General features: G+C 73.0%; 19 protein-coding genes and 1 rRNA gene. 16 read left to right on the top strand and 4 right to left on the bottom strand.

Going from position 1 to position 23,605, the window contains the following annotated elements; translation table 11 throughout:
• From rrf to ACIBK6_RS13985, 3 genes are all read left to right on the top strand, one after another.
• Positions 1-93, top strand: a 5S ribosomal RNA gene (rrf, locus tag ACIBK6_RS13995); the annotation flags it as partial.
• A gap of 196 nt (positions 94-289) precedes the next feature.
• Positions 290-1,897 carry a hypothetical protein gene (locus ACIBK6_RS13990; RefSeq protein ID WP_399051428.1) on the top strand — a complete coding sequence of 536 codons (1,608 nt, stop codon included), beginning with the start codon at positions 290-292 and terminating at the stop codon, positions 1,895-1,897.
• Positions 1,882-2,724 (top strand): hypothetical protein, encoded by an 843-nt coding sequence (locus ACIBK6_RS13985; RefSeq protein ID WP_399051427.1) that lies wholly within the window; start codon positions 1,882-1,884, stop codon positions 2,722-2,724. The genes ACIBK6_RS13990 and ACIBK6_RS13985 overlap by 16 nt, the downstream gene beginning before the upstream one ends.
• Positions 2,725-2,807: 83 nt before the next feature.
• On the opposite strand, the gene ACIBK6_RS13980 is transcribed toward ACIBK6_RS13985, so the two are convergent.
• The gene (locus tag ACIBK6_RS13980; RefSeq protein ID WP_399051426.1) at positions 2,808-4,091 is read right to left on the bottom strand and encodes a DUF1015 family protein; all 1,284 of its coding nucleotides are present in this window, start codon (positions 4,089-4,091) and stop codon (positions 2,808-2,810) included.
• Positions 4,092-4,162: 71 nt separating this feature from the next.
• Between ACIBK6_RS13980 and ACIBK6_RS13975 the strand changes: the two genes are divergently transcribed.
• From ACIBK6_RS13975 to ACIBK6_RS13960, 4 genes are all read left to right on the top strand, one after another.
• A complete protein-coding gene (locus ACIBK6_RS13975; RefSeq protein ID WP_399051425.1) occupies positions 4,163-5,197 on the top strand; it encodes an HAD-IIA family hydrolase in 1,035 nt (344 codons plus the stop codon).
• Positions 5,198-5,304: 107 nt separating this feature from the next.
• Positions 5,305-6,360, top strand: coding sequence for a FecCD family ABC transporter permease (locus tag ACIBK6_RS13970; protein WP_399051454.1), 1,056 nt, complete (start codon positions 5,305-5,307; stop codon positions 6,358-6,360).
• On the top strand, positions 6,357-7,385 hold the full coding sequence (locus ACIBK6_RS13965) for a FecCD family ABC transporter permease (RefSeq protein ID WP_399051424.1): 1,029 nt from the start codon (positions 6,357-6,359) through the stop codon (positions 7,383-7,385). The genes ACIBK6_RS13970 and ACIBK6_RS13965 overlap by 4 nt, the downstream gene beginning before the upstream one ends.
• An 80-nt stretch (positions 7,386-7,465) precedes the next feature.
• A complete protein-coding gene (locus tag ACIBK6_RS13960; protein ID WP_399051423.1) occupies positions 7,466-8,269 on the top strand; it encodes an ABC transporter ATP-binding protein in 804 nt (267 codons plus the stop codon).
• A gap of 103 nt (positions 8,270-8,372) precedes the next feature.
• Here the strand turns inward: ACIBK6_RS13960 and ACIBK6_RS13955 are convergent, their stop codons facing one another.
• A complete protein-coding gene (locus tag ACIBK6_RS13955; protein WP_399051422.1) occupies positions 8,373-8,720 on the bottom strand; it encodes an SCP2 sterol-binding domain-containing protein in 348 nt (115 codons plus the stop codon).
• 42 nt (positions 8,721-8,762) lie between these two features.
• Between ACIBK6_RS13955 and ACIBK6_RS13950 the strand changes: the two genes are divergently transcribed.
• From ACIBK6_RS13950 to ACIBK6_RS13925, 6 genes are all read left to right on the top strand, one after another.
• A complete protein-coding gene (locus ACIBK6_RS13950) occupies positions 8,763-9,047 on the top strand; it encodes a hypothetical protein (protein WP_399051421.1) in 285 nt (94 codons plus the stop codon).
• A 49-nt stretch (positions 9,048-9,096) separates the two neighbouring features.
• Positions 9,097-9,912, top strand: a complete 816-nt coding sequence (locus ACIBK6_RS13945; RefSeq protein ID WP_399051420.1) for a TlyA family RNA methyltransferase — start codon at positions 9,097-9,099, stop codon at positions 9,910-9,912.
• Positions 9,909-10,823, top strand: coding sequence for an NAD kinase (locus ACIBK6_RS13940; protein ID WP_399051419.1), 915 nt, complete (start codon positions 9,909-9,911; stop codon positions 10,821-10,823). The genes ACIBK6_RS13945 and ACIBK6_RS13940 overlap by 4 nt, the downstream gene beginning before the upstream one ends.
• Positions 10,824-11,038: 215 nt before the next feature.
• Complete coding sequence (gene recN, locus ACIBK6_RS13935) at positions 11,039-12,775, top strand: DNA repair protein RecN (RefSeq protein ID WP_399051418.1); 1,737 nt, start codon at positions 11,039-11,041, stop codon at positions 12,773-12,775.
• Positions 12,776-12,818: 43 nt separating this feature from the next.
• Positions 12,819-13,541, top strand: coding sequence for a hypothetical protein (locus tag ACIBK6_RS13930; protein ID WP_399051417.1), 723 nt, complete (start codon positions 12,819-12,821; stop codon positions 13,539-13,541).
• A gap of 322 nt (positions 13,542-13,863) precedes the next feature.
• Positions 13,864-14,943: a glycosyltransferase family 4 protein gene (locus ACIBK6_RS13925; RefSeq protein WP_399051416.1), complete on the top strand. Its 1,080-nt coding sequence runs from the start codon at positions 13,864-13,866 to the stop codon at positions 14,941-14,943.
• 17 nt (positions 14,944-14,960) lie between these two features.
• Here ACIBK6_RS13925 and ACIBK6_RS13920 read toward each other — a convergent pair whose 3' ends face one another.
• Positions 14,961-16,595: a PucR family transcriptional regulator gene (locus ACIBK6_RS13920; RefSeq protein WP_399051415.1), complete on the bottom strand. Its 1,635-nt coding sequence runs from the start codon at positions 16,593-16,595 to the stop codon at positions 14,961-14,963.
• 189 nt (positions 16,596-16,784) lie between these two features.
• Positions 16,785-18,590, bottom strand: a complete 1,806-nt coding sequence (locus ACIBK6_RS13915; RefSeq protein WP_399051414.1) for a glycoside hydrolase family 15 protein — start codon at positions 18,588-18,590, stop codon at positions 16,785-16,787.
• Positions 18,591-19,006: 416 nt separating this feature from the next.
• On the opposite strand from ACIBK6_RS13915, the gene ACIBK6_RS13910 reads away from it, so the two are divergent.
• From ACIBK6_RS13910 to ACIBK6_RS13900, 3 genes are all read left to right on the top strand, one after another.
• Positions 19,007-20,683 (top strand): CTP synthase, encoded by a 1,677-nt coding sequence (locus tag ACIBK6_RS13910; RefSeq protein ID WP_399051413.1) that lies wholly within the window; start codon positions 19,007-19,009, stop codon positions 20,681-20,683.
• A gap of 92 nt (positions 20,684-20,775) precedes the next feature.
• The gene (locus tag ACIBK6_RS13905) at positions 20,776-21,402 is read left to right on the top strand and encodes an NUDIX domain-containing protein (protein WP_399051412.1); all 627 of its coding nucleotides are present in this window, start codon (positions 20,776-20,778) and stop codon (positions 21,400-21,402) included.
• A gap of 159 nt (positions 21,403-21,561) precedes the next feature.
• A partial coding sequence (locus ACIBK6_RS13900) for a tetratricopeptide repeat protein (RefSeq protein WP_399051411.1) occupies positions 21,562-23,605 on the top strand: 2,044 nt, incomplete at its 3' end.

Below are 23,605 nucleotides of genomic sequence, written 5' to 3'. Positions count from 1 at the left end.
ACGCCCGGTTACATTCCGAACCCGGAAGCTAAGCCTTTCAGCGCCGATGGTACTGCAGGGGGGACCCTGTGGGAGAGTAGGACGCCGCCGAACAATATTTCAGGACCCCTGGTCCCAGCGTTCATGCTGGGACCAGGGGTCCTTTTGTTTTTTGCTTTGCTTTTTTCCGAAGCGCGTCGGGCAGCCGACTGCGCGAGAATGACTGCAGTACCCGAAGACTAGGAGTCCACGATGTCCACCAACTCTCCCGACGATCGTCCGGAGCGCGAGCCGCGCCGTCAGGACGGTGGTGACCGGGGCGGCAACCGCGGTGGTCGAGACGATCGCGGCCCGCGTCGGGACAACGACCGCGGTGGCTACGGCGGGCGTCGTGACGACAGTCGTGGTGGCTCCTCCAGCGGTGGGTACGCCCGCCGTGACGACCGTGGCGGTCGCCCGGCCGGCGGCGGCGGCTCGTACGGGCGTCGTGATGACCGTCCGGCTCCGCGTCGTGATGACGACCGCGGTGGCTTCCGCCGGGATGACAACCGCAGCGGTGGCGGCGGTGGGTTCCGTCGGGATGACAGCCGTGGTGGGTCTTCCAGCGGTGGATTCGGGCGTCGTGATGACCGTCCGGCTCCGCGCCGGGACGATGACCGCGGCGGCTTCCGTCGTGATGACCGTCCGGCTCCGCGTCGTGATGACGACCGCGGTGGGTTCCGTCGGGATGACAACCGCAGCGGTGGCGGCGGTGGGTTCCGTCGGGATGACAGCCGTGGTGGGTCTTCCAGCGGTGGATTCGGGCGTCGTGATGACCGTCCGGCTCCGCGCCGGGACGATGACCGCGGCGGCTTCCGTCGCGATGACAACCGCAGCGGTGGCGGCGGTGGGTTCCGTCGTGATGACAACCGTGGTGGTGGCGGCTCGTACGGGCGTCGTGATGACCGTCCGGCTCCGCGTCGTGATGACGACCGCGGTGGCTTCCGCCGGGATGACAACCGCAGCGGTGGCGGCGGTGGGTTCCGTCGGGATGACAGCCGTGGTGGGTCTTCCAGCGGTGGATTCGGGCGTCGTGATGACCGTCCGGCCCCGCGCCGTGATGACGACCGCGGCGGCTTCCGCCGTGATGACCGTCCGGCTCCGCGTCGTGATGACGACCGCGGTGGGTTCCGTCGGGATGACAACCGCAGCGGCGGTGGCGGTGGGTTCCGTCGGGATGACAGCCGTGGTGGGTCTTCCAGCGGTGGCTACGGCCGTCGTGATGACCGTCCGGCTCCGCGCCGGGACGATGACCGCGGCGGCTTCCGTCGCGATGACAACCGCAGCGGTGGCGGCGGTGGGTTCCGTCGGGACGACAACCGTGGTGGTGGCAGCTCGTACGGGCGTCGTGACGACCGTCCGGCGCCGCGCCGGGATGACGACCGCGGTGGTTTCCGTCGCGATGACAACCGTGGCGGCGGCGGTGGCGGTGGGTTCCGTCGGGATGACAGCCGTGGTGGGTCTTCCAGCGGTGGCTACGGCCGTCGTGATGACCGTCCGGCTCCCCGTCGTGATGACGAGCGCGGTGGCTACGGGCGTCGTGATGACCGTCCGGCGCCGCGTCGGGACGATGACCGTGGTGGGTTCCGCCGTGATGACCGGCCCGCGCCGCGTCGTGATGACGAGCGCGGTGGCTACGGGCGTCGTGATGACCGTCCGGCGCCGCGTCGGGACGATGACCGTGGTGGGTTCCGTCGCGACGACCGGGGTGACCGGGGCGGTTACCGCGGGCGGGACGACCGGGGTCGTGATGACCGCGGTGGCTACGGGCGTCGGGACGACCGGGACCGGGACCGCGACCGCGAGCCCGTCAAGCGGCTGCCGATCGACGAGGACATCACCGGCGACGAGATCGACGCGGATGTGCGCCAGGAGCTGATGAGCCTGCCCAAGGGTCTCGCCGAAGAGGTGGCGAGCAACCTGGTGATGGTGGCCCGGCTCATCGACGAGGAGCCCGAGCAGGCCTACGCCTACTCGCGCATCGCGCTGCGGCTCGCCTCCCGGGTGGCCGCCGTTCGCGAGGCCGCCGGGTTCGCCGCGTACGCGACGCAGAAGTACTCCGAGGCGCTGGCGGAGTTCCGTGCCGCGCGTCGGATGACCGGCTCCGTGGAGCTGTGGCCCGTCATGGCCGACTGCGAGCGCGGTCTCGGCCGTCCCGAGCGGGCGCTGGCGATGGCCGGCGAGCCCGAGGTGCAGAAGCTCGACAAGGCCGGCCAGGTCGAAATGCGGCTGGTCGCGGCCGGGGCGCGCCGGGATCAGGGGCAGCTGGACGCCGCCATCGTGACCCTGCAGAGCCCGGAGCTCGCGTCGAACTCCGTACAGCCGTGGACGGCGCGACTGCGCTACGCGTACGCCGACGCACTGCTGGCCGCCGAGCGCGAGGACGAGGCCCGCGAGTGGTTCGCCAAGGCGCTCGAAGCGGACAAGGACGGCTCGACCGACGCCTCCGACCGGCTCGCCGAGCTGGACGGCGTCGACTTCGTGGACGCCATGGTCGAGGACGACGCCGACGCGGACGAGGACGCGGCAGCGCCTCTCGTGGCGGACGTACGCGACGACGAGCCTGACTTCGTCGACGAGGGCGAAGAGGAGGACGACTTCGAGGGCGACGACGCCGATGTCGTCCGCGAGGCCGAGATCGTTGACGCCGACCTTCAGGAGCCCGCGCAGGACGAGCCCCTCCCGCCGGCCAACAAGGACGTCTGAGATCTGAATCTCAAGGCTGACGTCTGAAAGAGGCGGCATCCCCACACCGGGGATGCCGCCTCTTTTTCATGTCCGGCAGCCGGTCAGTTCACCGTCAGGCTGCGCAGGACCAGGCCCGTGGCCGGTTTCGGGCCGAAGGAGGTCGACTTGCGGGGCATCGTGACGCCCTGCCGGGCCAGGTCCCGTACGACCTCCTCGCGTACCGGATGCATCAGGACCGCCGTCTTGCCGTGCCGTTCCGCCTGTTCGACGGCGGCCGCCGTGTCGTGGATGTACGCGATGTCGTCCGGCGTGTCGGGGATGCGCCAGATGGTGTCGAGCAGGGTCGAGTGGAGGACCGTGGCGTCCAGGGAGCGCCAGGCCGAGGGCCGGTCCTTGCGGATCGTACGGGCGAGCAGTGCCTCGTCCGGCTGGTCCAGGAGGTGGAAGCGGCCGTCGCCGGCGAGCAGGAAGGCGTTGCTTTCGGATGCCGCCTCGGCGAGGGCCTCCAGGGCGCGGGCGAGCGGGACTTCGAGCGTACGGATGCGGAAGGCGCCGGCCTCGGCGACCGCGGCGAGGGCCTTGGACACCGGGAGGCGGTGCAGGAGGCGGTGGATCGCGCGCACGCGCAGCGGGTAGCGGGCCGTATCGACCAGGAGGACCAGACCGAAGTCCCAGGGGCCCGGCGAGGTCTGCTCGTCGCGCAGCCGGAGGTAGGTGGCCCAACGGTGGTGGCCGTCGGCGATGACCGCCTGGTGGGCCGCCAGGTCCGACTGGACCTCCGCGAGATCGGTCGGGTCCGTGAGCGCCCACAGGCGGTGGTGGAAGCCGTCCTCCGTGGTGGTGCGCAGGAGCGGCTCGCGCTGGATGGTCCGGTCGATGACGGCGGTCGCGCCGGCCGGGGCGCTGCTGCCGTGGTAGGTCAGGAGCAGTGGTTCGAGGTGGGCGGCGATGGTCCGCATGAGGGCCGCGCGGTCCTCCACGACGTGCGGCATCACGTCCTCGTGGGGCAGGACGATGCCGGCGGCCGGTTCGGAGAGGGCCAGGGCGCCGATGAGACCGCGCTGCAGTATGCCGTCGCCCTCCTGCTCGTAGACGTACAGGGCGGGTTCGGGATCCGGGGCGAGGACGCCCTCGTCCAGCCAGTCGCCCAGGGTCAGGGCGGCCTGCTGGTTGCGGGCCGCGGGGGAGGCGGCCTGCGGAAGGATGAGTCTGACGATGTTGTACGGATCCGCCGACTCCAGATGGAGCAGTCCGTCGGGGCGTACGACCACGTCGTACGGCGGGGAGGTCACGGCGGCGAGGCTGCCGACCCGCTCGGGAACATAGCGCAGTCCGCGGAACGGGATCAGCCGCAGCCCGGGGTCCGCACGCCCAGTTGTGCTCATCTGTGCATGGTAAGTGGGGTGCGGGCATGCGCGATGATCGGGGGAAGGCATCGAACGAGGAGTGGATGAAGATGAGCCAGACCGGCCGGACCATGCCGCGCGGCAGCGCACAGGCGCTGAACGAGGCCTACGACACGGCTCTGCTGGATCTGGACGGGGTGGTGTACGCGGGCGGTGCCGCGATCGCGCATGCCGTCGAGGCGCTCGGTGCGGCCCGGGACGGCGGGATGCACCTGGCGTATGTGACCAATAACGCGCTGCGGACGCCGGACGCGGTGGCCGCCCACCTCACCCACCTCGGGGTGCCCGCGGAGCCGGGCGACGTGATCACCTCGGCGCAGGCGGTGGCCCGGCTCATCTCGGATCAACTGCCGCAGGGGTCAAGGGTGTTGCTGATCGGCGGCGAGGGCCTTCGGGTCGCGCTGATCGAGCGCGGCCTGGTACCGGTGGCGTCCGCCGATGACGATCCGGCGGCCGTGGTGCAGGGGTACGGCGGGCCCGGCCTCACCTGGGGGCGGTTCGCGGAGGCCTCGTACGCGGTGGCCCGCGGGGTGCCGTGGTTCGCGTCCAATACCGATCTGACGATTCCGAGCGGTCGGGGGATCGCGCCCGGCAACGGCGCGGCCGTCGAGGTCGTACGCATCGCGACGGGAGCCGAGCCGCAGGTGGCGGGCAAGCCGCTGCCGCCGATGCACCGCGAGACGGTGCTGCGTACGGGGGCGGAGAAGCCGCTGGTGGTCGGGGACCGGCTGGACACGGACATCGAGGGCGCGTTCAACGGCGGTGTCGACTCGCTGCTGGTGCTGACCGGGGTGACGGACGGCGCCCAGCTCCTCGCCGCGCGGCCCGAGCACCGGCCGACCTTCGTCGACGCGGATCTGCGGGGCCTGCTCACCGGACAGCCCGAAGTGGCCGAAAATGACGGGGGGTTCGCTTGCGGCGGGTGGGTCGCTTCCGTGCAGACGGACTCGGGTGAGTTGGCGCTCGACGGTGACGGGGAGCCGATGGACGGGCTCCGGGCGCTGTGCGCGGCCGCCTGGACGCATGCCGGGGACGGGGCGTGTTCGCTGGATCCGGCGAAGGCGCTGGCGCGGCTGGGGCTTTGAGTTCCCGGAGTGGGGCTTTGAGTTGCAGGAGGAGGGGCGACTTCGAGCTTGAGGCGAGGAGGGGGCGACTTCGGGTTAAGGCAGGGTAGGCTAACCTAAGTTGCGTGTTGGTAGACAGTCCTCCTCAGCCGCGCGACGGGACCACTTCCGCGCGCCCGGCCCCGACCGCCAGGCGCCGGACGCTGCGCGCCGCCGGTCTGCTCGTGTCCGTGGGCGCGCTGGCGCTCGTCGCCGTCGCCAGCATCGCGGTCGGCGCGAAACCCATGCCGCTCGGCGATGTCTGGCACGGCCTCTTCCACGCCTCCGGCACCGCCGACGACGTACTCGTGCAAGACGTGCGGGTGCCGCGGACGCTGCTCGGTCTGCTCGTCGGGGCCGCGCTCGGGATCGCCGGAGCGGTCATGCAGGCGCTCACCCGCAACCCGCTCGCCGAACCCGGCATCCTCGGCGTCAACGCGGGAGCGGCGGCCGCCGTCGTTTCCGCCATCAGCTTCCTCGGCGTCAACTCGCTTACGGGATATGTGTGGTTCGCGTTTCTCGGCGCGGGCGTCGTGTCGGCCGCGGTGTACCTCCTCGGCGGCAGCCGGGCCGCGACGCCCGTGCGGCTCGCGCTCGCGGGGACGGCGGCCAGTGCCGCGCTCTACGGTTACGTCAACGCCGTCCAGCTCGCCGACTCCGCCGCCCTGAACCAGCTGCGGTTCTGGCAGGTCGGCTCGCTGGCCGCGGCCGACATGGCGACCGTCGGCAAGGTGGCGCCGTTCATCCTCGTCGGACTCGTCGTCGCCCTGCTGCTCGCCCGGCCGCTCAACGCGATGGCGATGGGCGACGACACGGCACGCGCGCTGGGCGCCCACCTGACCCGGACCCGCATCGCCTCGATGGCCGTGATCACGCTGCTGTGCGGAGCCGCGACCGCCGCCTGCGGGCCGATCGTGTTCATCGGGCTCATGGTTCCGCACATCGTCCGGGCCATCACCGGGCCCGACCTGCGGTGGATCCTGCCGTACGCGGCCGTGCTCTCGCCCGTGCTGCTGCTCGGCTCCGACGTGATCGGGCGGATCGTCACCCGGCCGGCCGAACTCCAGGTCGGCATCGTCACCGCGCTCATCGGCGGCCCCGTGTTCATCTACCTCGTACGGCGCAAGAGGATGGCCCAGCTGTGAAGGCGATACGTACTCCCGGCGGCCTCTCCTTCCGGGCCGAGCCGCGTGCGCTGGCCGTGGTCGGCGGGCTCGCCGTGCTGGCGCTCGCGGCCGGTGTCGTCCTGATCGGCACCGGCGACTTCGCCATCGCGCCCGCCGACGTGCTGCGCACCCTCTTCGGATCCGGCACGCCCGCCCAGGACTTCATCATCAACGAACTGCGGCTGCCGCGCGTGCTCGTGGCGCTGCTCGTGGGCGCCTCGCTCGGCATCTCCGGGGCGCTCTTCCAGTCCATCTCCCGCAATCCGCTGGGCAGTCCGGACGTCATCGGCTTCGGGCAGGGCTCCTCGGTCGGCGCGCTCGCGGTCATCGTGTTCTTCCACGGCGGCGCCGTCGCGGTCTCCCTCGGCGCGCTGGCCGGCGGGCTCGCGACCGGGGTCGCCGTCTATCTGCTGGCGTGGCGCAAGGGCGTGCACGGCTACCGCCTGGTGCTCGTGGGCATCGGCGCGGCCGCGATGCTCACCGCCTGCGTCCACTATCTGCTGACCAAGTCGAGTCTGGTCGACGCCACCCGCTCGATGGTCTGGCTCACCGGCTCGCTGGACGGGCGCGACTGGGCGCAGGTCTGGCCGCTGCTCGCGCTGTTCGCGGTGCTGCTGCCGGTGGTCCTCGCGTACGGGCGGCCGCTGCGGATGCTGGAGATGGGCGACGACGCGGCGTACGCGCTCGGTGTGCCGGTGCAGCGGACCCGTACCGTGCTGATGCTCGCGGCCGTCCTGCTCAACGCCTCGGCGACCGCGGCGGCCGGGCCCATCTCCTTCGTCGCGCTGACCGCGCCGCAGCTGGCCCGCCGGCTGACCCGGGCCACCGGGCCGAACATCCTTGCCTCCGCCTGCATGGGCGCCGCGCTCCTGGTCGTCGCCGACTGGGCCGCACAGCAATTGTTCGGCGGGAGCACGCTGCCGGTGGGGGTGCTGACCGGGATGGTCGGCGGGGTCTATCTGCTGTGGCTCCTCGTCACCGAGCGCAGGGCGGGGCGGATATGAGCGGCCGCACCCCCTCCGCGTCCCCCAACTGCCTTGCCGATACCGGTTCTTCGTCCCGTTCCTTTTCCAGGAGTACGAGCATGCAGCGACTCAGCGCCGAATCGGTCACCCTCGGCTACGACCAGCGGGTGATCGCCGAGGACCTGTCGGTCGAGATCCCGGACCGCTCCTTCACGGTGATCGTCGGACCGAACGCCTGCGGCAAGTCGACGCTGCTGCGGGCCCTTTCGCGGATGCTCAAGCCGAGCCGGGGGCGGGTGCTGCTCGACGGCCAGTCCATCCACGCGCTGCCCGCGAAGAAGGTCGCCAAGACGCTCGGGCTGCTCCCGCAGTCCTCGATCGCGCCGGACGGGATCACGGTCGGCGACCTGGTCGCGCGCGGCCGCTATCCGCACCAGGGGCTGCTGCGGCAGTGGTCGCCCGAGGACGAGCGGATCGTCCAGGAGTCCATGGACGCGACCGGGGTCGGCGGACTCGGCGAGCGGTACGTCGACGAACTGTCCGGCGGGCAGCGCCAGCGGGTCTGGATCGCGATGGCGCTGGCCCAGCAGACGCCGCTGCTGCTGCTCGACGAGCCGACGACGTTCCTCGACATCCAGCATCAGATCGAGGTTCTCGACCTGTGTGCGGAGCTGCACGAGGAGCAGGGGCGGACGCTGGTCGCGGTGCTGCACGACCTCAACCAGGCGGCGCGGTACGCCTCGCATCTCATCGCGATGCGGGACGGGCGGGTGGTGGCCGAGGGGGCGCCCTCGGAGGTCGTCACGGCTTCGCTGGTCGAGCGGGTCTTCGGGGTGCGGTGCCAGGTGATCCCGGATCCGGAGACGGGGACTCCGCTGGTGGTGCCGGGGGCTCGGCGGCGGGCTTCCGTGCCGGTGGGCTGAGGCCCCGGGGTGGCGCCGGGGGCGCTGCCCCCAGACCCCCGCTCCTCAAGCTCCCCCAAGACCTGAAGGGCCAGGGGGGACCGCCATGGGGGGCTGAGAGTGTCTAGAGCAGGGTTCGCAGGCGGAGCAAGTCCCTCAGGCCCGCCTCCAGCTTTACTCGGCCCGACGCCCACGCCTTCGCGAAGTTCAGTCCGCCGTCGACCATGGACACCAGGTCGTCGCCCCTCATCGCGAGACGGATCTGGGCCTTCTCGCGGGGCGGGCCGGGCGCGGTGTCGTGCACCTCGATCCGGCCGTTCCGGAGGCGGCCCGCGAACGTGCTGTCCAGATCGATGATGTGGCAGCTCAGCGAGCGGTCCAGCGCGGCGGCGGCATGGACGTCGCCCTTGGCCCGCGCCAGATTGTCCGAAAGTCTGTCGAGTGCGCTGCGGCACTCCTCCATGGTCGCCATCGTGATGGACCGTACCTCAGGGCTTCGCGGTAGCGTCTTGGCATGAGCGACTCGATGCCGGGCCCCGCGGCGGAACCCGAGGTGGCCGGCCCCTCGCCCCTGGACGTACCCCGTACCCCCACCGGCGACGCCGGGATCGACGCCCTGATCCAGCGGCTCGGGGACGTCGACCACCTCGGTACGGACGGCCATCTGGAGGTGTACGAGGATGTACACCGGGGGCTGCGCGACGCACTGACCGCGCTGGACGCCCGCCAGGGGCCGCCCGCCCCGGGAGCGCCGGGAACCTCCGCGCCCGCTCACCCGTTGGCGGACCACCGCCCCTAGCGGCCCGCCGGGCCGCCGTGACACTACGACAACAGGAGCTGAACCGAACGTGGCAGGAGTGGCACGCCGCCGCCTCGACGCCGAGCTGGTGCGCCGGAAGCTCGCGCGGTCGCGCGAGCACGCCGCCCAGCTGATCGCCGCGGGGCGGGTGACCGTCGGCAAGACCGTCGCCACCAAGTCCGCCACCCAGGTCGAGACGGCCGCCGCCATCGTCGTCGTCCAGGACGACAACGATCCGGACTACGTCTCGCGCGGCGGCCACAAGCTGGCCGGAGCGCTGGCGGCCTTCGTTCCACAGGGGCTGAAGATCGAGGGGCGGCGGGCGCTGGACGCCGGGGCGTCGACCGGCGGCTTCACCGATGTGCTGCTGCGCTCCGGAGCCGGACACGTCGTCGCCGTCGACGTCGGCTACGGACAGCTCGCCTGGTCCCTTCAGAGTGATGACCGCGTCACCGTCAAGGACCGTACGAACGTACGCGAGTTGACGCTCGACGACATCGACGGGCTGCCCGTGGACGTCGTCGTGGGCGATCTCTCCTTCATCGCGCTCGGCCTGGTGCTGCCCGCCCTCGTGCGGTGCGCGGCGCCCGACGCGGACCTGGTCCTCATGGTCAAGCCGCAGTTCGAGATCGGCAAGGAACGGCTCGGGAGCGGTGGCGTGGTGCGCAGCCCCGAGCTGCGCGCCGAGACCGTACGGACCGTGGCCGCGCAGGCCGCCGCGCTGGGGCTCGGGGTGGTCGGTGTCACCGCGAGCCCGCTGCCCGGACCCTCGGGCAACGTCGAGTACTTTCTGTGGCTGCGGGCCGGGGCGCCCGCGCTCGATCCCGCGGACGTCGACCGCGCAGTGGCGGAGGGACCTCGTTGAGCTCGTCGGAGAACACAGCGGCACGCACTGTCTTCCTGCTCGCGCACACCGGAAGGCCGGCCGCCATCCGCAGTGCCGAACTGGTCGTCCGGGGCCTGCTGCGGAGCGGCATCGCGGTGCGCGTACTGCGGGCGGAGGCGGCCGATCTGCCGCTGCCCGCCGAGGCGGAGATCGTCGAGGACGCCACCCCCGAGTGCCTGGACGCCTGCGAACTCCTGATCGTCCTCGGCGGTGACGGCACCCTGCTGCGCGGCGCCGAGCTCGCCCGGGCCTCCGGCGTTCCCATGCTCGGCGTCAACCTCGGCCGGGTCGGCTTCCTCGCGGAGGCCGAGCGCGACGACCTGGACAAGGTGGTCGACCGGGTGGTGACCCGGGCCTACGAGGTCGAGGAGCGGATGACCCTCGATGTCGTCGTGCGCAACAACGGCGATGTGGCGTACCGGGACTGGGCGATGAACGAAGCCGCCGTCCAGAAGGTCTCGCCCGAGCGGATGCTGGAGGTGGTCCTGGAGATCGACGGCCGCCCGGTGACCGGCTTCGGCTGCGACGGCATCGTGTGCGCGACCCCTACCGGCTCGACCGCGTACGCCTTCTCGGCGGGCGGGCCCGTGGTGTGGCCCGAGGTGGAGGCGCTGCTCATGGTGCCGATCAGCGCGCACGCGCTGTTCGCCAAGCCCCTGGTCACCTCGCCCACTTCGGTGCTCGCGGTCGAGGTGCAGCCGCACACACCGCACGGCGTGCTCTGGTGCGACGGGCGGCGTACGGTCGAACTTCCCCCGGGGGCGCGGGTGGAGGTGCGGCGGGGCGCCGTTCCGGTACGGCTCGCCCGGCTGCACCACGCCTCCTTCACCGACCGGCTCGTCGCCAAGTTCGCCCTGCCGGTGTCGGGCTGGCGCGGGGCGCCGCACTGAGACAAATGTCCCGGCGAACGCCGGGCGGTGGCCGCGCAGGGCGGAGTGGTCCAGTCCTGGGCTCATGGCTCAAGCCTCGCGGGAAGGGTGGTACCGGGACCGTCCGGTGGGCCTCCGGACCCTGCTGGGGTTTCCCCCGTGCCGAAGGTTCGGGCTCCACGAGAGGGTGACGGCACGGGGGGCGTCGCACACCGGGCCCCGGACCTCGTAAGGTCATGTCCGTGTTGGAGGAGATGCGGATACGGTCGCTCGGGGTCATCGACGACGCGGTGGTCGAGCTGTCGCCAGGTTTCACCGCGGTGACCGGCGAGACCGGTGCGGGCAAGACCATGGTCGTCACGAGCCTGGGGCTGCTGCTCGGCGGGCGCGCCGACCCCGCGCTGGTGCGGATCGGCGCCAAGGCGGCGGTGGTCGAGGGGCGGATCGCGCTGCGGCCCGGCACCTCGGCGGTGCTGCGGGCCGAGGAGGCCGGGGCCGAGCTGGACGAGGGCGCGCTCCTGGTGAGCCGCACCGTCTCGGCGGAGGGCCGCTCGCGGGCGTTCCTCGGCGGGCGTTCGGTGCCGGTCGGGGTGCTCGCCGAACTCGCCGACGAACTCGTCGCGGTGCACGGCCAGACCGACCAGCAGGGCCTGCTGCGCCCGGCCAGACAGCGCGAGGCCCTCGACCGGTACGCCGGTGACGCGGTGGCGGGGCCGCTGGCCAAGTACGCCGGGGCCTACCGGCGGCTGCGCGCCGTGGCCGGGGAGCTGGAGGAGCTGACCACGCGGGCGCGCGAGCGCGCGCAGGAGGCCGACCTGCTGCGGTTCGGCCTGAACGAGATCGCCGCCGTCGAGCCGCTGCCCGGCGAGGACGCCGAGCTCGCGGCCGAGGCCGGGCGGCTCGGACACGCCGAGGCGCTCGCCTCGGCGGCCGCCGTCGCGCACGCCGCGCTGGCGGGCAACCCCGAGGACCCGGAGAGCGTGGACGCGACCACGCTGGTCGCGGGCGCGCACCGGGCCCTGGAGGCCGTACGCTCCCACGATCCGGCGCTCGCGGCGCTCGCCGAACGCATCGGTGAGGTCGCCATCCTGCTCGGCGACGTGGCGGGCGAACTCGCCGGATACGCCGACGACCTGGACGCCGACCCGCTGCGGCTCGCCGCCGTCGAGGAGCGCAGGGCCTCCCTGACCGCCCTGACGCGCAAGTACGGCGAGGACATCGCGGCCGTGCTCGGCTGGGCGGAGGAGGGCGCCGCGCGGCTGGCCGAACTCGACGGCGACGACGGCCGGATCGAGGAGCTCAGCGCCGAGCGGGACGGGCTGAGGAGCGAACTGTCCGTCCTGGCCCAGGAGTTGACCGACGCCAGGACCGAGGCCGCGGCCCGGTTCGCCGAGGCCGTCACCGCCGAGCTCGCCTCCCTGGCGATGCCGCACGCCCGGGTGTCGTTCGCGGTCGGCCAGAGCGAGGACCCCGAGGGCGTGGAGGTCGGCGGCCGGACCGTGGCGTACGGGCCGACCGGCGCCGACGAGGTCGAGCTGCTGCTCGCCCCGCACCCGGGCGCGCCGCCCCGGCCGATCGCCAAGGGCGCCTCCGGCGGTGAGCTCTCGCGCGTGATGCTCGCCGTGGAGGTCGTCTTCGCGGGCACGGACCCCGTGCCGACGTACCTCTTCGACGAGGTCGACGCGGGCGTCGGCGGCAAGGCGGCGGTCGAGATCGGCCGCCGGCTCGCCAAGCTGGCCAAGTCGGCGCAGGTCGTGGTGGTGACGCACCTGCCGCAGGTGGCCGCGTTCGCCGACCGCCAGCTCCTGGTCGAGAAGACCAACGACGGCACGGTCACGCGGTCCGGCGTCACGGTCCTGGAGGGCGAGGACCGGGTGCGCGAGCTGTCCCGCATGCTGGCCGGCCAGGAGGACTCCGAAACCGCCCGCGCCCACGCTGAGGAACTCCTCGCCGCGGCCCGCGCGGACGGATAGCCGGGCGGCGGGTCGCCCCGGCGGCTCTCGTAGGGTGACCCGTATGGCTGAAGCGATGCGGGGGATCAGGGCGTTCGGCGTGGCCGGGGTGGTGGCTCGGGGCGTCCATTCCGGGCTCAGGACCCGGCGGGACGAGCGGTTCGAGCGCAAGAACTACGCCGGGCGGACCGTCGACCTGTACTCCGGACCCGCCGTCGCACTCGGCGCCCTCGCCGGGGCCGCGACGCTGCGGACCCGGGCGGCCGGGCTCCTCGCCGTCGGCGCGGGCGCGCTGTGCGGGGCGTACGACGATGTCCGCAAGGACCACCGGCGGGGGTTCCGGGATCATCTCGCGGCGCTGCGGGGCGGCGAAGTCACCAGCGGCGCCGTCAAGCTGATCGGGATCGGGGGAGCCGGTCTGGTGGCCGGGGCGCTGCTCAAGGAGCGGCCCGTCGACAAGGTGCTCGCGGGGGTGGTCGTGGCCGGGACCGCGCACCTCGTCAACCTGCTTGACGTGCGCCCCGGCCGCGCCACCGGCGCCGTACTGGCGCTCGGCGCCCCGGGGCTGCTGCGCGGGCCCGAGGCGGCCGTGCCGATGGGAGCCGCGGCCGCCGTGCTCGCCGACGACCTCGGCGAACGCACGATGATCGGCGACAGCGGCGCGCACGCGCTGGGCGCGGCGCTCGGCGTCGCCATCGCCACCGGCAACGGGCGGACCGGTCTCGCCGTGCACGCCGCCGGTCTGCTCGCCGCGGCCGCCTGGGCGGAATTCCGCATTCCGCGGTAGCGCGCCGCGGGGTGGGCTCGTGATTCGGCTGCCGGTGGTAGGTGGCTGGTCGCTCCCCCAAGTTCTCGGCTTCGCTCGAACAGGGGGGGACCCCCATCGCGGCGGAGCCGCAGACGTCACAGCCCCGCGCCCCTATGGGGCGCCCTGTACCGCCCCGGGCTTCGAAAGGTTCACCCGTGTGGGTGTTTCGGGTGCGGTGATCTGCCGGGCGCGACACGGAAGGAACCTCCGGACGGTGCCGGAACGTCCGTACGGACTGGCATCCTTGGCCGGGAACCATCGACCTCCACCGCCGACTCGGCCGCTCCGGGAGCCTGTTCACGTGTCACAGCTGCGTACGGTCCAAGTGCTGGGCGGCGGCAGCGCGGGCAGCAGCGCGCATGTCAGGTCGCTCGCGGCCGGACTGGCCGCGCGGGGCGTACACGTCACCGTCTGCGCCCCCGCCGCACTGGAGCGGGAGTACGACTTCCCCGCGGCGGGCGCCCATTTCGTGCCGGTCTCACGGCGCGGCGATCCGGTCGCGGTCGGCGCGCTGCGGGCCGCCTGCGCGGGCGCCGACGTCGTCCACGCGCACGGGCTGCACGCCGCCGTCCGGGCCGCCCTCGCGCTGCGCGGCAGGAAAGGCGTACCGCTGGTCGTCAGCTGGCACACCCGCTCGCACGCCGAGGGCGCCCGCGGCCAGGTCCTCGCGCTGCTGGAGCGCCGGGTCTCGAAGGCCGCCGCGGTGGTGCTCGCCGCCTCCTCCGACCTGGTCGACCGGGCCCGCGGGCGCGGCGCCAGGGACGCCCGGCTCGCCCCGGTCGCGGTGCCCGCGCCGCGCCTGGCGCCGGGCCTTCCCGACGGCAAGGCGCGGGCCGAACTCGGCGCCGTGGACCGGCCGTTGCTCATGGCAGTGGGCAGCCTGGTCGAACACCGCGGCTACGACGTGCTCCTGGACGCGGCCCGCGGCTGGCGGGACCTCGACCCCGCGCCGCTGCTCGTCATCGCGGGGGAGGGGCGCGGGCGGGCCGCGCTGCAACGGCGGATCGAGGCGGAGTCCCTGCCGGTCCGGCTCGTCGGACGGCGCGACGACATCACCGAACTGCTCGCCGCCGCCGACATCGCGGTCCTGCCGAGCCGCTGGGAGGCCCGCTCGCTGCTCGCCCAGGACGCGCTGAGGCTCGGGGTGCCGCTGGTCGCCACGGCGGTGGGCGGGGTGCCGGAGCTGGTGGGGGAGGCGGCCGTGCTCGTCCCGTACGGGGACGCCGGGGCGCTCGCGGACGCGGTCGTACGGCTGCTCGCGGACCCTCAGTCGCGTCGTGCGCTGGCCGCGGCCGGCCGGGCCCAGGCCGAGAGCTGGCCCACCGAGGACGAAACGGTGGCCCAAGTCCTCGCCGTCTACGACGAGTTGGCGGGCAACTAGCGCGAAACCTTCCTCCGTCAGCCCGAAACGTGCCTGCGCGCCCGCAGTGCGAGCGACAGTGCCAGGACCGTCTGCGGGTCGTCCAGGTCCGTGCCCAGGAGGTCGGCGATGCGGGCGAGGCGGTTGTAGAGGGTCTGGCGGTTCAGGTGGAGCTCGCGGGCCGTCTCCGCCTTGCGGCCCGCGTGGGCCAGGTAGGTCTCCAGGGTGGGCATCAGGGCCGGGCGGGCGGCGCGGTCGTGGGCCTGGAGCGGGCCGATCGCGCGCTCCACAAACGCCGACAGGTCGGGGTGTTCGCGCAGCCGCCACAGCAGCAGGTCGATGTCGAGGCGCCGGGCGTCGTACCAGGGGCGCTCCGGCAGTCCCTGGGCCGCCGCCGCGGTCTCCGCCGCGTGCCGCAGCCCGGCACCCGCCGCCGCCCAGCCGCCCGCGACGCCGACCACGACCACCGGCTGGGCCCCGGCCCGCGCCCCCGTCAGGCCGGCCCGTTCGACGCCCGCCCGCAGCGCCGCCGCGACCCGGTCGGCCACCGCCGTACGCTCCGACTCCGAACGCAGGCCGAGCAGCAACGGCACCCGGCCCTCGACGGGGCGTACGCCGAGGAGGACGGGCACGCCCACCGAGGACAGTTCTTCGAGGACCGCCCGCGCCAGCACCGCCCAGTTGCCCGTCGGGGCGAGTTCGGAGGCCAGCCGCATCACCACCGGGAGCAGTGGTCCCTCGCCGGGTTTGAAGCCGAGGACCTTGGCCTGGCCGGGCGCGTCCTCGGGGGTGATGCGGCCCTCGGCGAGATCGGTCAGGAAGTCGCCGCGGCCGCGCGCGGCCAGCTCCTCCTCCTGGCGGGCCTGCATGAGGACGACCGCCAGGATGCCCGCGGCCCGCTCGGCCGCCATGCGGTGCACCGGCAGCAGGGGCGAGTCGACCGCGAGCAGCGCGAGGCGGGCCCGTACCGCGCCCACGCCGTGACCGCCGCCCGGCACGTCCACCAGGACGGCACCCGCCGGCGGGCCGGACGCGCGGGCCTCGCGCTGGCCGCGCAGCCCCTCCCAGACCTGGAGCGGATCGGCGGCCGCGTCGCCCGCCTCGCAGGCCGCCGCGTACAGGAGCTGGCCGTCCGGGGTCTCCAGGAAGACCGGGTTGGCGGTGAAGTCGGCCAGGATGCGCAGGACTTGGGGGATGCCGCCGCCGCCGAGCAGCGCGCCCGTGCACCGCCGGTGCACTTCCTCGGCGCGTTGCAGCAGGGCGTAGTGCCCGTTGACGATCTCGGTGTGGATCTCCTCGGTCACCGCCACGAACGGCACCTCGCGGTGCAGCTGGACGAGGGGGAGGCCCGCGGTGCGCGCGGCCTCCACGATGGTGGCGGGCAGCCGGGCGAAGCGCGGGCCGAGTTCGACGACCAGGGCGGCGATACCCCGGTCCGCGAGCCGCCGGACGAAGGCGCGCTGCTCGGCGGGGCGGGTACCGAGGCCGAGGCCGGTGGTCAGGAGCAGTTCGCCGCCCTTGAGCAGCGAGGCGATGTTCGGCACCTCGCCGGCGTGCACCCAGCGCACCGTGCGGTTCAGCCGGTCGGCGCCCGCGACGACCTCCGGGAGACCGCCGCGCAGCCCCGGCAGCTCCAGCGCCCGCTGCACGGTGATCCCGCCCTGCGTGTCCACTGCGACCCACCTCTCGTCCTGCGGGATCCGGGGCCCGCTCCCGGGACGACACCGCATCTGCCGGACGCTACCTGCGGTTACGTTCCGGAGCCCGCCCGTTGTGGCGTACGTCACTCCGGCTTGCGCGGGGCATGGGACGGCCGTCCTCGTCCTCGCGCCGGAGCGCGAGGACGGCCTTCGGCCCGGGAGTCAGCCGCCGTACGCGCCCGAAGCGGTGAGCCGCAGGGCCGTGTCGATCAGCGGAACGTGGCTGAACGCCTGCGGGAAGTTGCCGACCTGGCGCTGGAGGTGCGGATCCCACTCCTCCGCGAGCAGCCCCAGGTCGTTGCGGAGCGCGAGCAGCTTCTCGAAGAGCTTGCGGGCCTCGTCGACCCGGCCGATCATCGCGAGATCGTCCGCCAGCCAGAACGAGCAGGCCAGGAACGCGCCCTCCTCGCCCGCCAGACCGTCCAGATTGTCCGCGCCGCCGCCCGTCGTCGGGTAGCGCAGGATGAACCCGTCCGGCGTGGACAGCTCGCGCTGGATCGCCTCGATGGTGCCGATCACCCGCTTGTCGTCCGGCGGCAGGAAGCCCATCTGCGGGATGAGCAGCAAGGACGCGTCCAGCTCCGTCGAGCCGTACGACTGTGTGAAGGTGTTGCGCTCCGGGTCGTAGCCCTTCTCGCAGACGTCCCGGTGGATGTCGTCGCGCAGCTCGCGCCACTTGTCGAGCGGGCCGTCCGCGTCCCCGGACTCGATGAGCTTGATCGTGCGGTCGACGGCCACCCAGGCCATCACCTTGGAGTGCACGAAGTGGCGGCGCGGCCCGCGCACCTCCCAGATGCCCTCGTCCGGCAGGTCCCAGTGGCTCTCCAGGTAGCGGATCAGCTTGAGCTGGAGCAGGGAGGCGTAGTCGTTGCGGGCCAGGCCCGTCATGTGCGCCAGGTGCAGCGCCTCGGTGACCTCGCCGTACACATCGAGCTGGAGCTGGTGGGCCGCGCCGTTGCCGGCCCGGACCGGCGTGGAGTTCTCGTACCCGGGCAGCCAGTCGAGCTCGGTCTCGCCCAACTCCCGCTCGCCCGCGATCCCGTACATGATCTGGAGGTTCTCGGGGTCTCCCGCCACCGAGCGGAGCAGCCACTCGCGCCAGGCGCGGGCCTCCTCGCGGTAGCCGGTGCGCAGCAGCGAGGACAGCGTGATCGCCGCGTCCCGCAGCCAGGTGTAGCGGTAGTCCCAGTTGCGCTCGCCGCCGATGTGCTCGGGCAGCGAGGTGGTGGGCGCGGCCACGATGCCGCCGGTCGGGGCGTAGGTCAGCGCCTTCAGCGTGATCAGGGAGCGGACCACGGCCTCGCGGTAGGGACCGTGGTACGTGCAGTGCTCCACCCAGTCCCGCCAGAACTCCTCGGTCGCCTCCAGGGACGCCTCGGGCTCCGGCAGTGCGGGCGGTTGCCGGTGCGAGGGCTGCCAGCTGAGGGTGAACGCGACCCGCTCGCCCGGCGACACCGTGAAATCGGAGTACGTCGTGAGGTTCTTGCCGTACGTCTCCGCCTCGGTGTCCAGCCACACCGAGTCGGGGCCCGCGACGGCCACCGTGCGGGAGTCGACCTTGTGCACCCAGGGAGTGATGCGGCCGTAACTGAACCGCATGCGCAGGGCGCTGCGCATCGGGACCCGGCCGGTGACGCCCTCCACGATGCGGATCAGCTGCGGGGCGCCGTCGCGCGGCGGCATGAAGTCGGTCACCCGGACCGTGCCGCGCGGGGTGTCCCACTCCGACTCCAGGATGAGCGAGTCGCCCCGGTAGCGGCGGCGGTCGGCGACCGGTGGCGGGTCGTCGGTGCCGTACGCCGGGCCGACCCGCCAGAAGCCGTGTTCGTCGGTGCCGAGCAGTCCGGCGAAGACGGCGTGCGAGTCGAAGCGTGGCAGGCACAGCCAGTCCGCGGTGCCGTCCCGGCAGACCAGTGCGGCGGTCTGCATGTCTCCGATGAGTGCGTAATCCTCGATGCGCCCGGCCACGTGCAATCTCCAGTCGAACGGCCACGTCGCCCCCTCGGGGCGCTTACAGCGACAGCGGTCAAGGGTTCGCCAACGAGCGCATGTTCCGGATGACGGACGGGGTGGTGCCGTGCTACCAGGTGGCTCGGCAAGCGAGTGTCCGAGCAGGATACGCACGCACCCTAGTGATCCGCTGGAGCGTTGCCTGAACCGCATTGGGCCGAACGGGTGAGCACCGTACTCAGGGCACACCGGCCGCATACAGAGCGTGGCCGGGCGCGGTCTGTCGTTGTCGCTGATACCCTGGTAGCCCGTGGCCGGGTGCTGAAAAAAGCCCCGAACCGCAGCGACGGCACCCCCCGAGAACTCGTACAGGATCGGGAACGGGAACGCCGGTACGCACTCCACACAGCGACCACGGGAGCCCCCTCTTGGCCATGCAGCCCACGGCTTTGCGAAACAGCGCAGCCACGACGACCAAGCACATCTTCGTCACCGGGGGTGTCGCCTCTTCCCTCGGCAAGGGTCTGACTGCCTCCAGCCTGGGTGCGCTCCTCAAGGCGCGGGGCCTTCGGGTCACGATGCAGAAGCTCGACCCGTACCTGAACGTCGACCCGGGCACGATGAACCCGTTCCAGCACGGCGAGGTGTTCGTCACCAACGACGGCGCCGAGACCGACCTGGACATCGGCCACTACGAGCGCTTCCTCGACGTGGACCTCGACGGCTCGGCCAACGTCACCACCGGCCAGGTCTACTCGCAGGTCATCGCCAAGGAGCGGCGCGGCGAGTACCTCGGCGACACCGTGCAGGTCATCCCGCACATCACCAACGAGATCAAGCACCGCATCCGGCGCATGGCGACCGACGACGTCGACGTCGTCATCACGGAGGTCGGCGGCACGGTCGGCGACATCGAGTCGCTGCCGTTCCTGGAGACCGTCCGCCAGGTCCGCCACGAGGTCGGCCGCGACAACGTCTTCGTCGTGCACATCTCGCTGCTGCCCTACATCGGCCCCTCCGGCGAGCTGAAGACCAAGCCGACCCAGCACTCGGTCGCCGCCCTGCGCAACATCGGCATCCAGCCCGACGCGATCGTGCTGCGCGCCGACCGCGAGGTGCCGCTGTCCATCAAGCGCAAGATCTCGCTGATGTGCGACGTGGACGAGGCCGCCGTGGTCGCCGCCATCGACGCCAAGTCGATCTACGACATCCCCAAGGTGCTGCACACCGAGGGCCTGGACGCCTACGTCGTGCGCAAGCTGGACCTGCCGTTCCGTGATGTGGACTGGACCCAGTGGGACGACCTGCTCGACCGGGTCCACAACCCGCTGCACGAGGTCACCGTCGCGCTGGTCGGCAAGTACATCGACCTGCCCGACGCCTACCTCTCGATCACCGAGGCCATGCGGGCCGGCGGCTTCGCCAACAAGGCCCGGGTCAAGGTGAAGTGGGTCACCTCGGACGACTGCAAGACCCCGGCCGGCGCCAAGAAGCAGCTCGGCGACGTGGACGCGATCCTGGTCCCCGGCGGCTTCGGCGACCGCGGTGTCAACGGCAAGATCGGCGCGATCCAGTACGCCCGTGAGAACAAGGTGCCGCTGCTCGGCATCTGCCTGGGCCTGCAGTGCATCGTGATCGAGGCCGCGCGCAACCTGGCCGGCATCCCGGACGCCAACTCCACCGAGTTCGACGCCGCCACCGCCCACCCCGTCATCTCCACGATGGAGGAGCAGCTGGCGTACGTCGAGGGCGCGGGCGACCTGGGCGGCACCATGCGGCTCGGCCTGTACCCGGCGAAGCTCGCCGAGGGCTCGATCGTCCGCGAGGTCTACGACGACCAGCCCTACGTCGAGGAGCGCCACCGCCACCGCTACGAGGTGAACAACACCTACCGCGCGGAGCTGGAGAAGAAGGCCGGACTCGTCTTCTCGGGCACCTCCCCGGACAACAAGCTGGTCGAGTACGTCGAGTACCCGCGCGAGGTGCACCCCTACCTGGTCGCCACCCAGGCGCACCCGGAGCTGCGTTCGCGCCCGACCCGCCCGCACCCGCTCTTCGCGGGCCTGGTCAAGGCCGCGGTCGAGCGCAAGACCGGCAAGTCCGGCAAGTAGTCACCACCAGTTAACGTTGCCGGGGTACGGGTCCTCAACACGGGCCCGTACCCCGGTTTCTGTTTGTGTGCGCACAGTGGGAGGACGCCGACATGGCCATCGAGGACACCGCCGAGCAGTGGCAGGTCGTGGCGAGTGCCACCCCGTTCACCGGCAACAAGACCAGCGTCCGCACCGACGACGTGGTGATGCCCGACGGCTCGGTCCACCGGCGCGACTACCAGGTGCACCCCGGGTCGGTTGCGGTCCTCGCCCTGGACGACGAGGGCCGGGTCCTGGTGCTGCGCCAGTACCGCCACCCCGTACGCCACAAGCTCTGGGAGATCCCGGCCGGACTCCTGGACGTGCCCGGCGAGAACCCGCTGCACGCCGCCCAGCGCGAGCTGTACGAGGAGGCGCACGTCAAGGCCGAGCAGTGGCAGGTCCTGACCGATGTCTACACCTCTCCCGGCGGCTGCGACGAAGCCGTACGGATCTTCCTGGCGCGGGACATCTCCGAGGCGGACGGCGAGCGCTTCGAAGTCGCCGAGGAGGAGGCCGACATGGAGCTGGCCCGGGTGCCGCTCGGCGATCTCGTACGGGGTGTGCTGGCGGGCGAGCTGCACAACAACTGCCTGGCCGTCGGCGTGCTCTCGCTGGCCGCGGCCCTGAACGGGGACGGCACCGACGCGCTGCGCCCGGCCGGGGCGCCCTGGCCGGCCCGGCCCTTCGAGGAGTGAGCCGGGCCTTCGTCCATCCGATCTGAAAATCTGCTGATCCGATCGGGCGACATCCCCGCCGCGCTCCGCCCGAACGGTAACGAAGCCTGAACTACGCTCGGACTGCCCGTGCGGAGACCCGCACGGGCACCAGGTGCGCAGGTGGACGGAGCGTGGCCCGTGACGGATCAGGCGGTGGACGTGGGTGGCGCTGCCGCCGGGCAGCGCACGGGTCAATTCCTGGGCAGACAGCGGGAGTTGAAGGAACTCCGGACCGACATCGAACGGGCCGGACTGGACACGCTGTCAGGAAAGAAGTCGCCCCGGGCCAGGGTCCTGCTGATCGCGGGCCGGCCCGGTTCCGGACGCACCGCGCTCGCCGATGAGCTGGCCCGCCAGGTGGTCGGCGACTACCCCGACGGGGTGCTGCGGGCCGGGCTCACCGAGCCGGGCGGGGCCCGGATCCCCGCCGACCGGGTCGCCCGGGACCTGCTCGACGCCCTGGCGGTCCCGGCGCCGCCCGGGGCCGGTCAGGACGAGCTGACCGAACTGGTCCGCGCCGCCCTCGCGGGCCGCCGGGCGATCGTGCTGCTCGACGACGCGGCCGACGCGGAGCAGGTCGGGCCGCTGCTCCCCGACACCTCCGCCTGCCTGGTGGTGGCGACCGCCCAGGGCCCGCTCACCGGGATCCCTGATGTGCGCCCCTGCACGCTCGGCGGACTCGACGTCAAGTCGTCCGTCGAACTCCTGGAGACCTACACCGGCTCGGTGCGCGTCACGGTGGACCCGCGCGCCGCCGAGACCCTCGTGGAGGTGTGCGGAGCGCAGCCCGCCGCCCTCGTCCTGGTCGGCGGCTGGCTCGCGGCCCGCCCCAAGGCGGCCGTCGCCGACGTGGCCAGGCAACTGCGCGCCATGTCCGACCACGGGCCCGAACTCCCCAGCGCGGAAAGGCCGTTGGCGCGCGCATTCCGGCTCGTGTACGAGTCCCTCTCGCAGCCGGCCGCGCGGATACTGCGACTGCTCGCGCTGGCCCCCGCCGGGATCGCCGACGCCCACACCGCCTCCGCGCTGGCCGGCTGCTCGGTCTCCGGCGCCCGGAGTGCGCTCACCGACTTCGTGTCGTACGGACTGCTGCGGCGGGACGGCGCGGTGCCCGAGCAGTACCGGGTCCCCGGCTCCCTCGTGCCGCTGCTGCGTGCGCTGTGCGAGTCCGTCGACCGGCCCGGCGAGGTGCAGCTGGCCCGGGCCCGGATGCTGGAGCGCACCGTACGGCTGCTCCAGTCCTGCCGGGCGGCCACCGAGGCGGAGGGCTCGCCCGCCCGCAAGAGGCTCGCCGGGCTCCCGCGCGCCCTGCGCTTCCCCAGTGCCGCGGCGGCCGACGACTGGCTGCGCGGCCGCGGGCCCGCGCTGCTGGCCGCAGCCCGGCTCGCGGTGGAGGACGGCGAGCTCGACACGCTGGCCCGCCGCCTGGTGGCCGCGCTGGTGCGGGCCCTCGCCGCGCACCGGGGCGCCGAGGCCGCGGCCCCCGAGCTGTACGGGCTGCACCAGCTGGTCCTCGATGTCGCCGAGCGGCGCGGTCTGCACCGGGAGAAGTCCGCGGCCCTGCTCAACCTGGGAGACCTGGACGCGCAGACCGGGCGGACCACCGAGGCGCTGGCCCGCTACCGGGCCGCGCTCGACGCGGGCCGCGCGGCGAACGACCCCTACGCCACCGGCCGCGCGATGGAATCCGTAGGCGGCGCCCACCAGGAGCTGGGGGACTGGCAGCGGGCCTCCGACTGGTACGGGCGGGCCCTGTCGCAGCGGCTCGCACGCGGCGAGCGCGCGGATGAGGCCCGCCTTTACGGGCGGCTCGCCACCGTGCACACGTACGCGGGCCGCTACGGCGAGGCGCTGCGCGGCTGGCGGGCCGCGGTGGCCGGATACCGGCGGCTTGGTGATCTGCCCAGCCAGGCAAGGGCGTTGAGCGAGGCGGCCCGGGTCCAGGAGTACGCGGGGCGCCCCGAGGAGTCGCTGCGCACCTGCCGGGAGGCGGTGGAGCAGGCACGCAGGGCCGGTGATCTGCGGTTGCAGGCCGCGCTCCAGCTCCGGCTCGCCGACACGCTCGACCGGCTCGGCGACCCCGGGGCGGGGGGGGGGGGGGGGGGGGGGGGGGGGGGGGGGCGGGGGGGGGGGGGGGGGGCGGGGGGGGGGGGGGGGCGGGGGCGGGGGGGGTGGGGACGGA

The organism is Streptomyces sp. NPDC050485 (genome assembly GCF_044458185.1).
Taxonomy (GTDB): domain Bacteria; phylum Actinomycetota; class Actinomycetes; order Streptomycetales; family Streptomycetaceae; genus Streptomyces.
The sequence above is the reverse complement of the archived record's forward strand: the minus strand, read 5'-3'. Positions and strand labels throughout refer to the sequence as shown.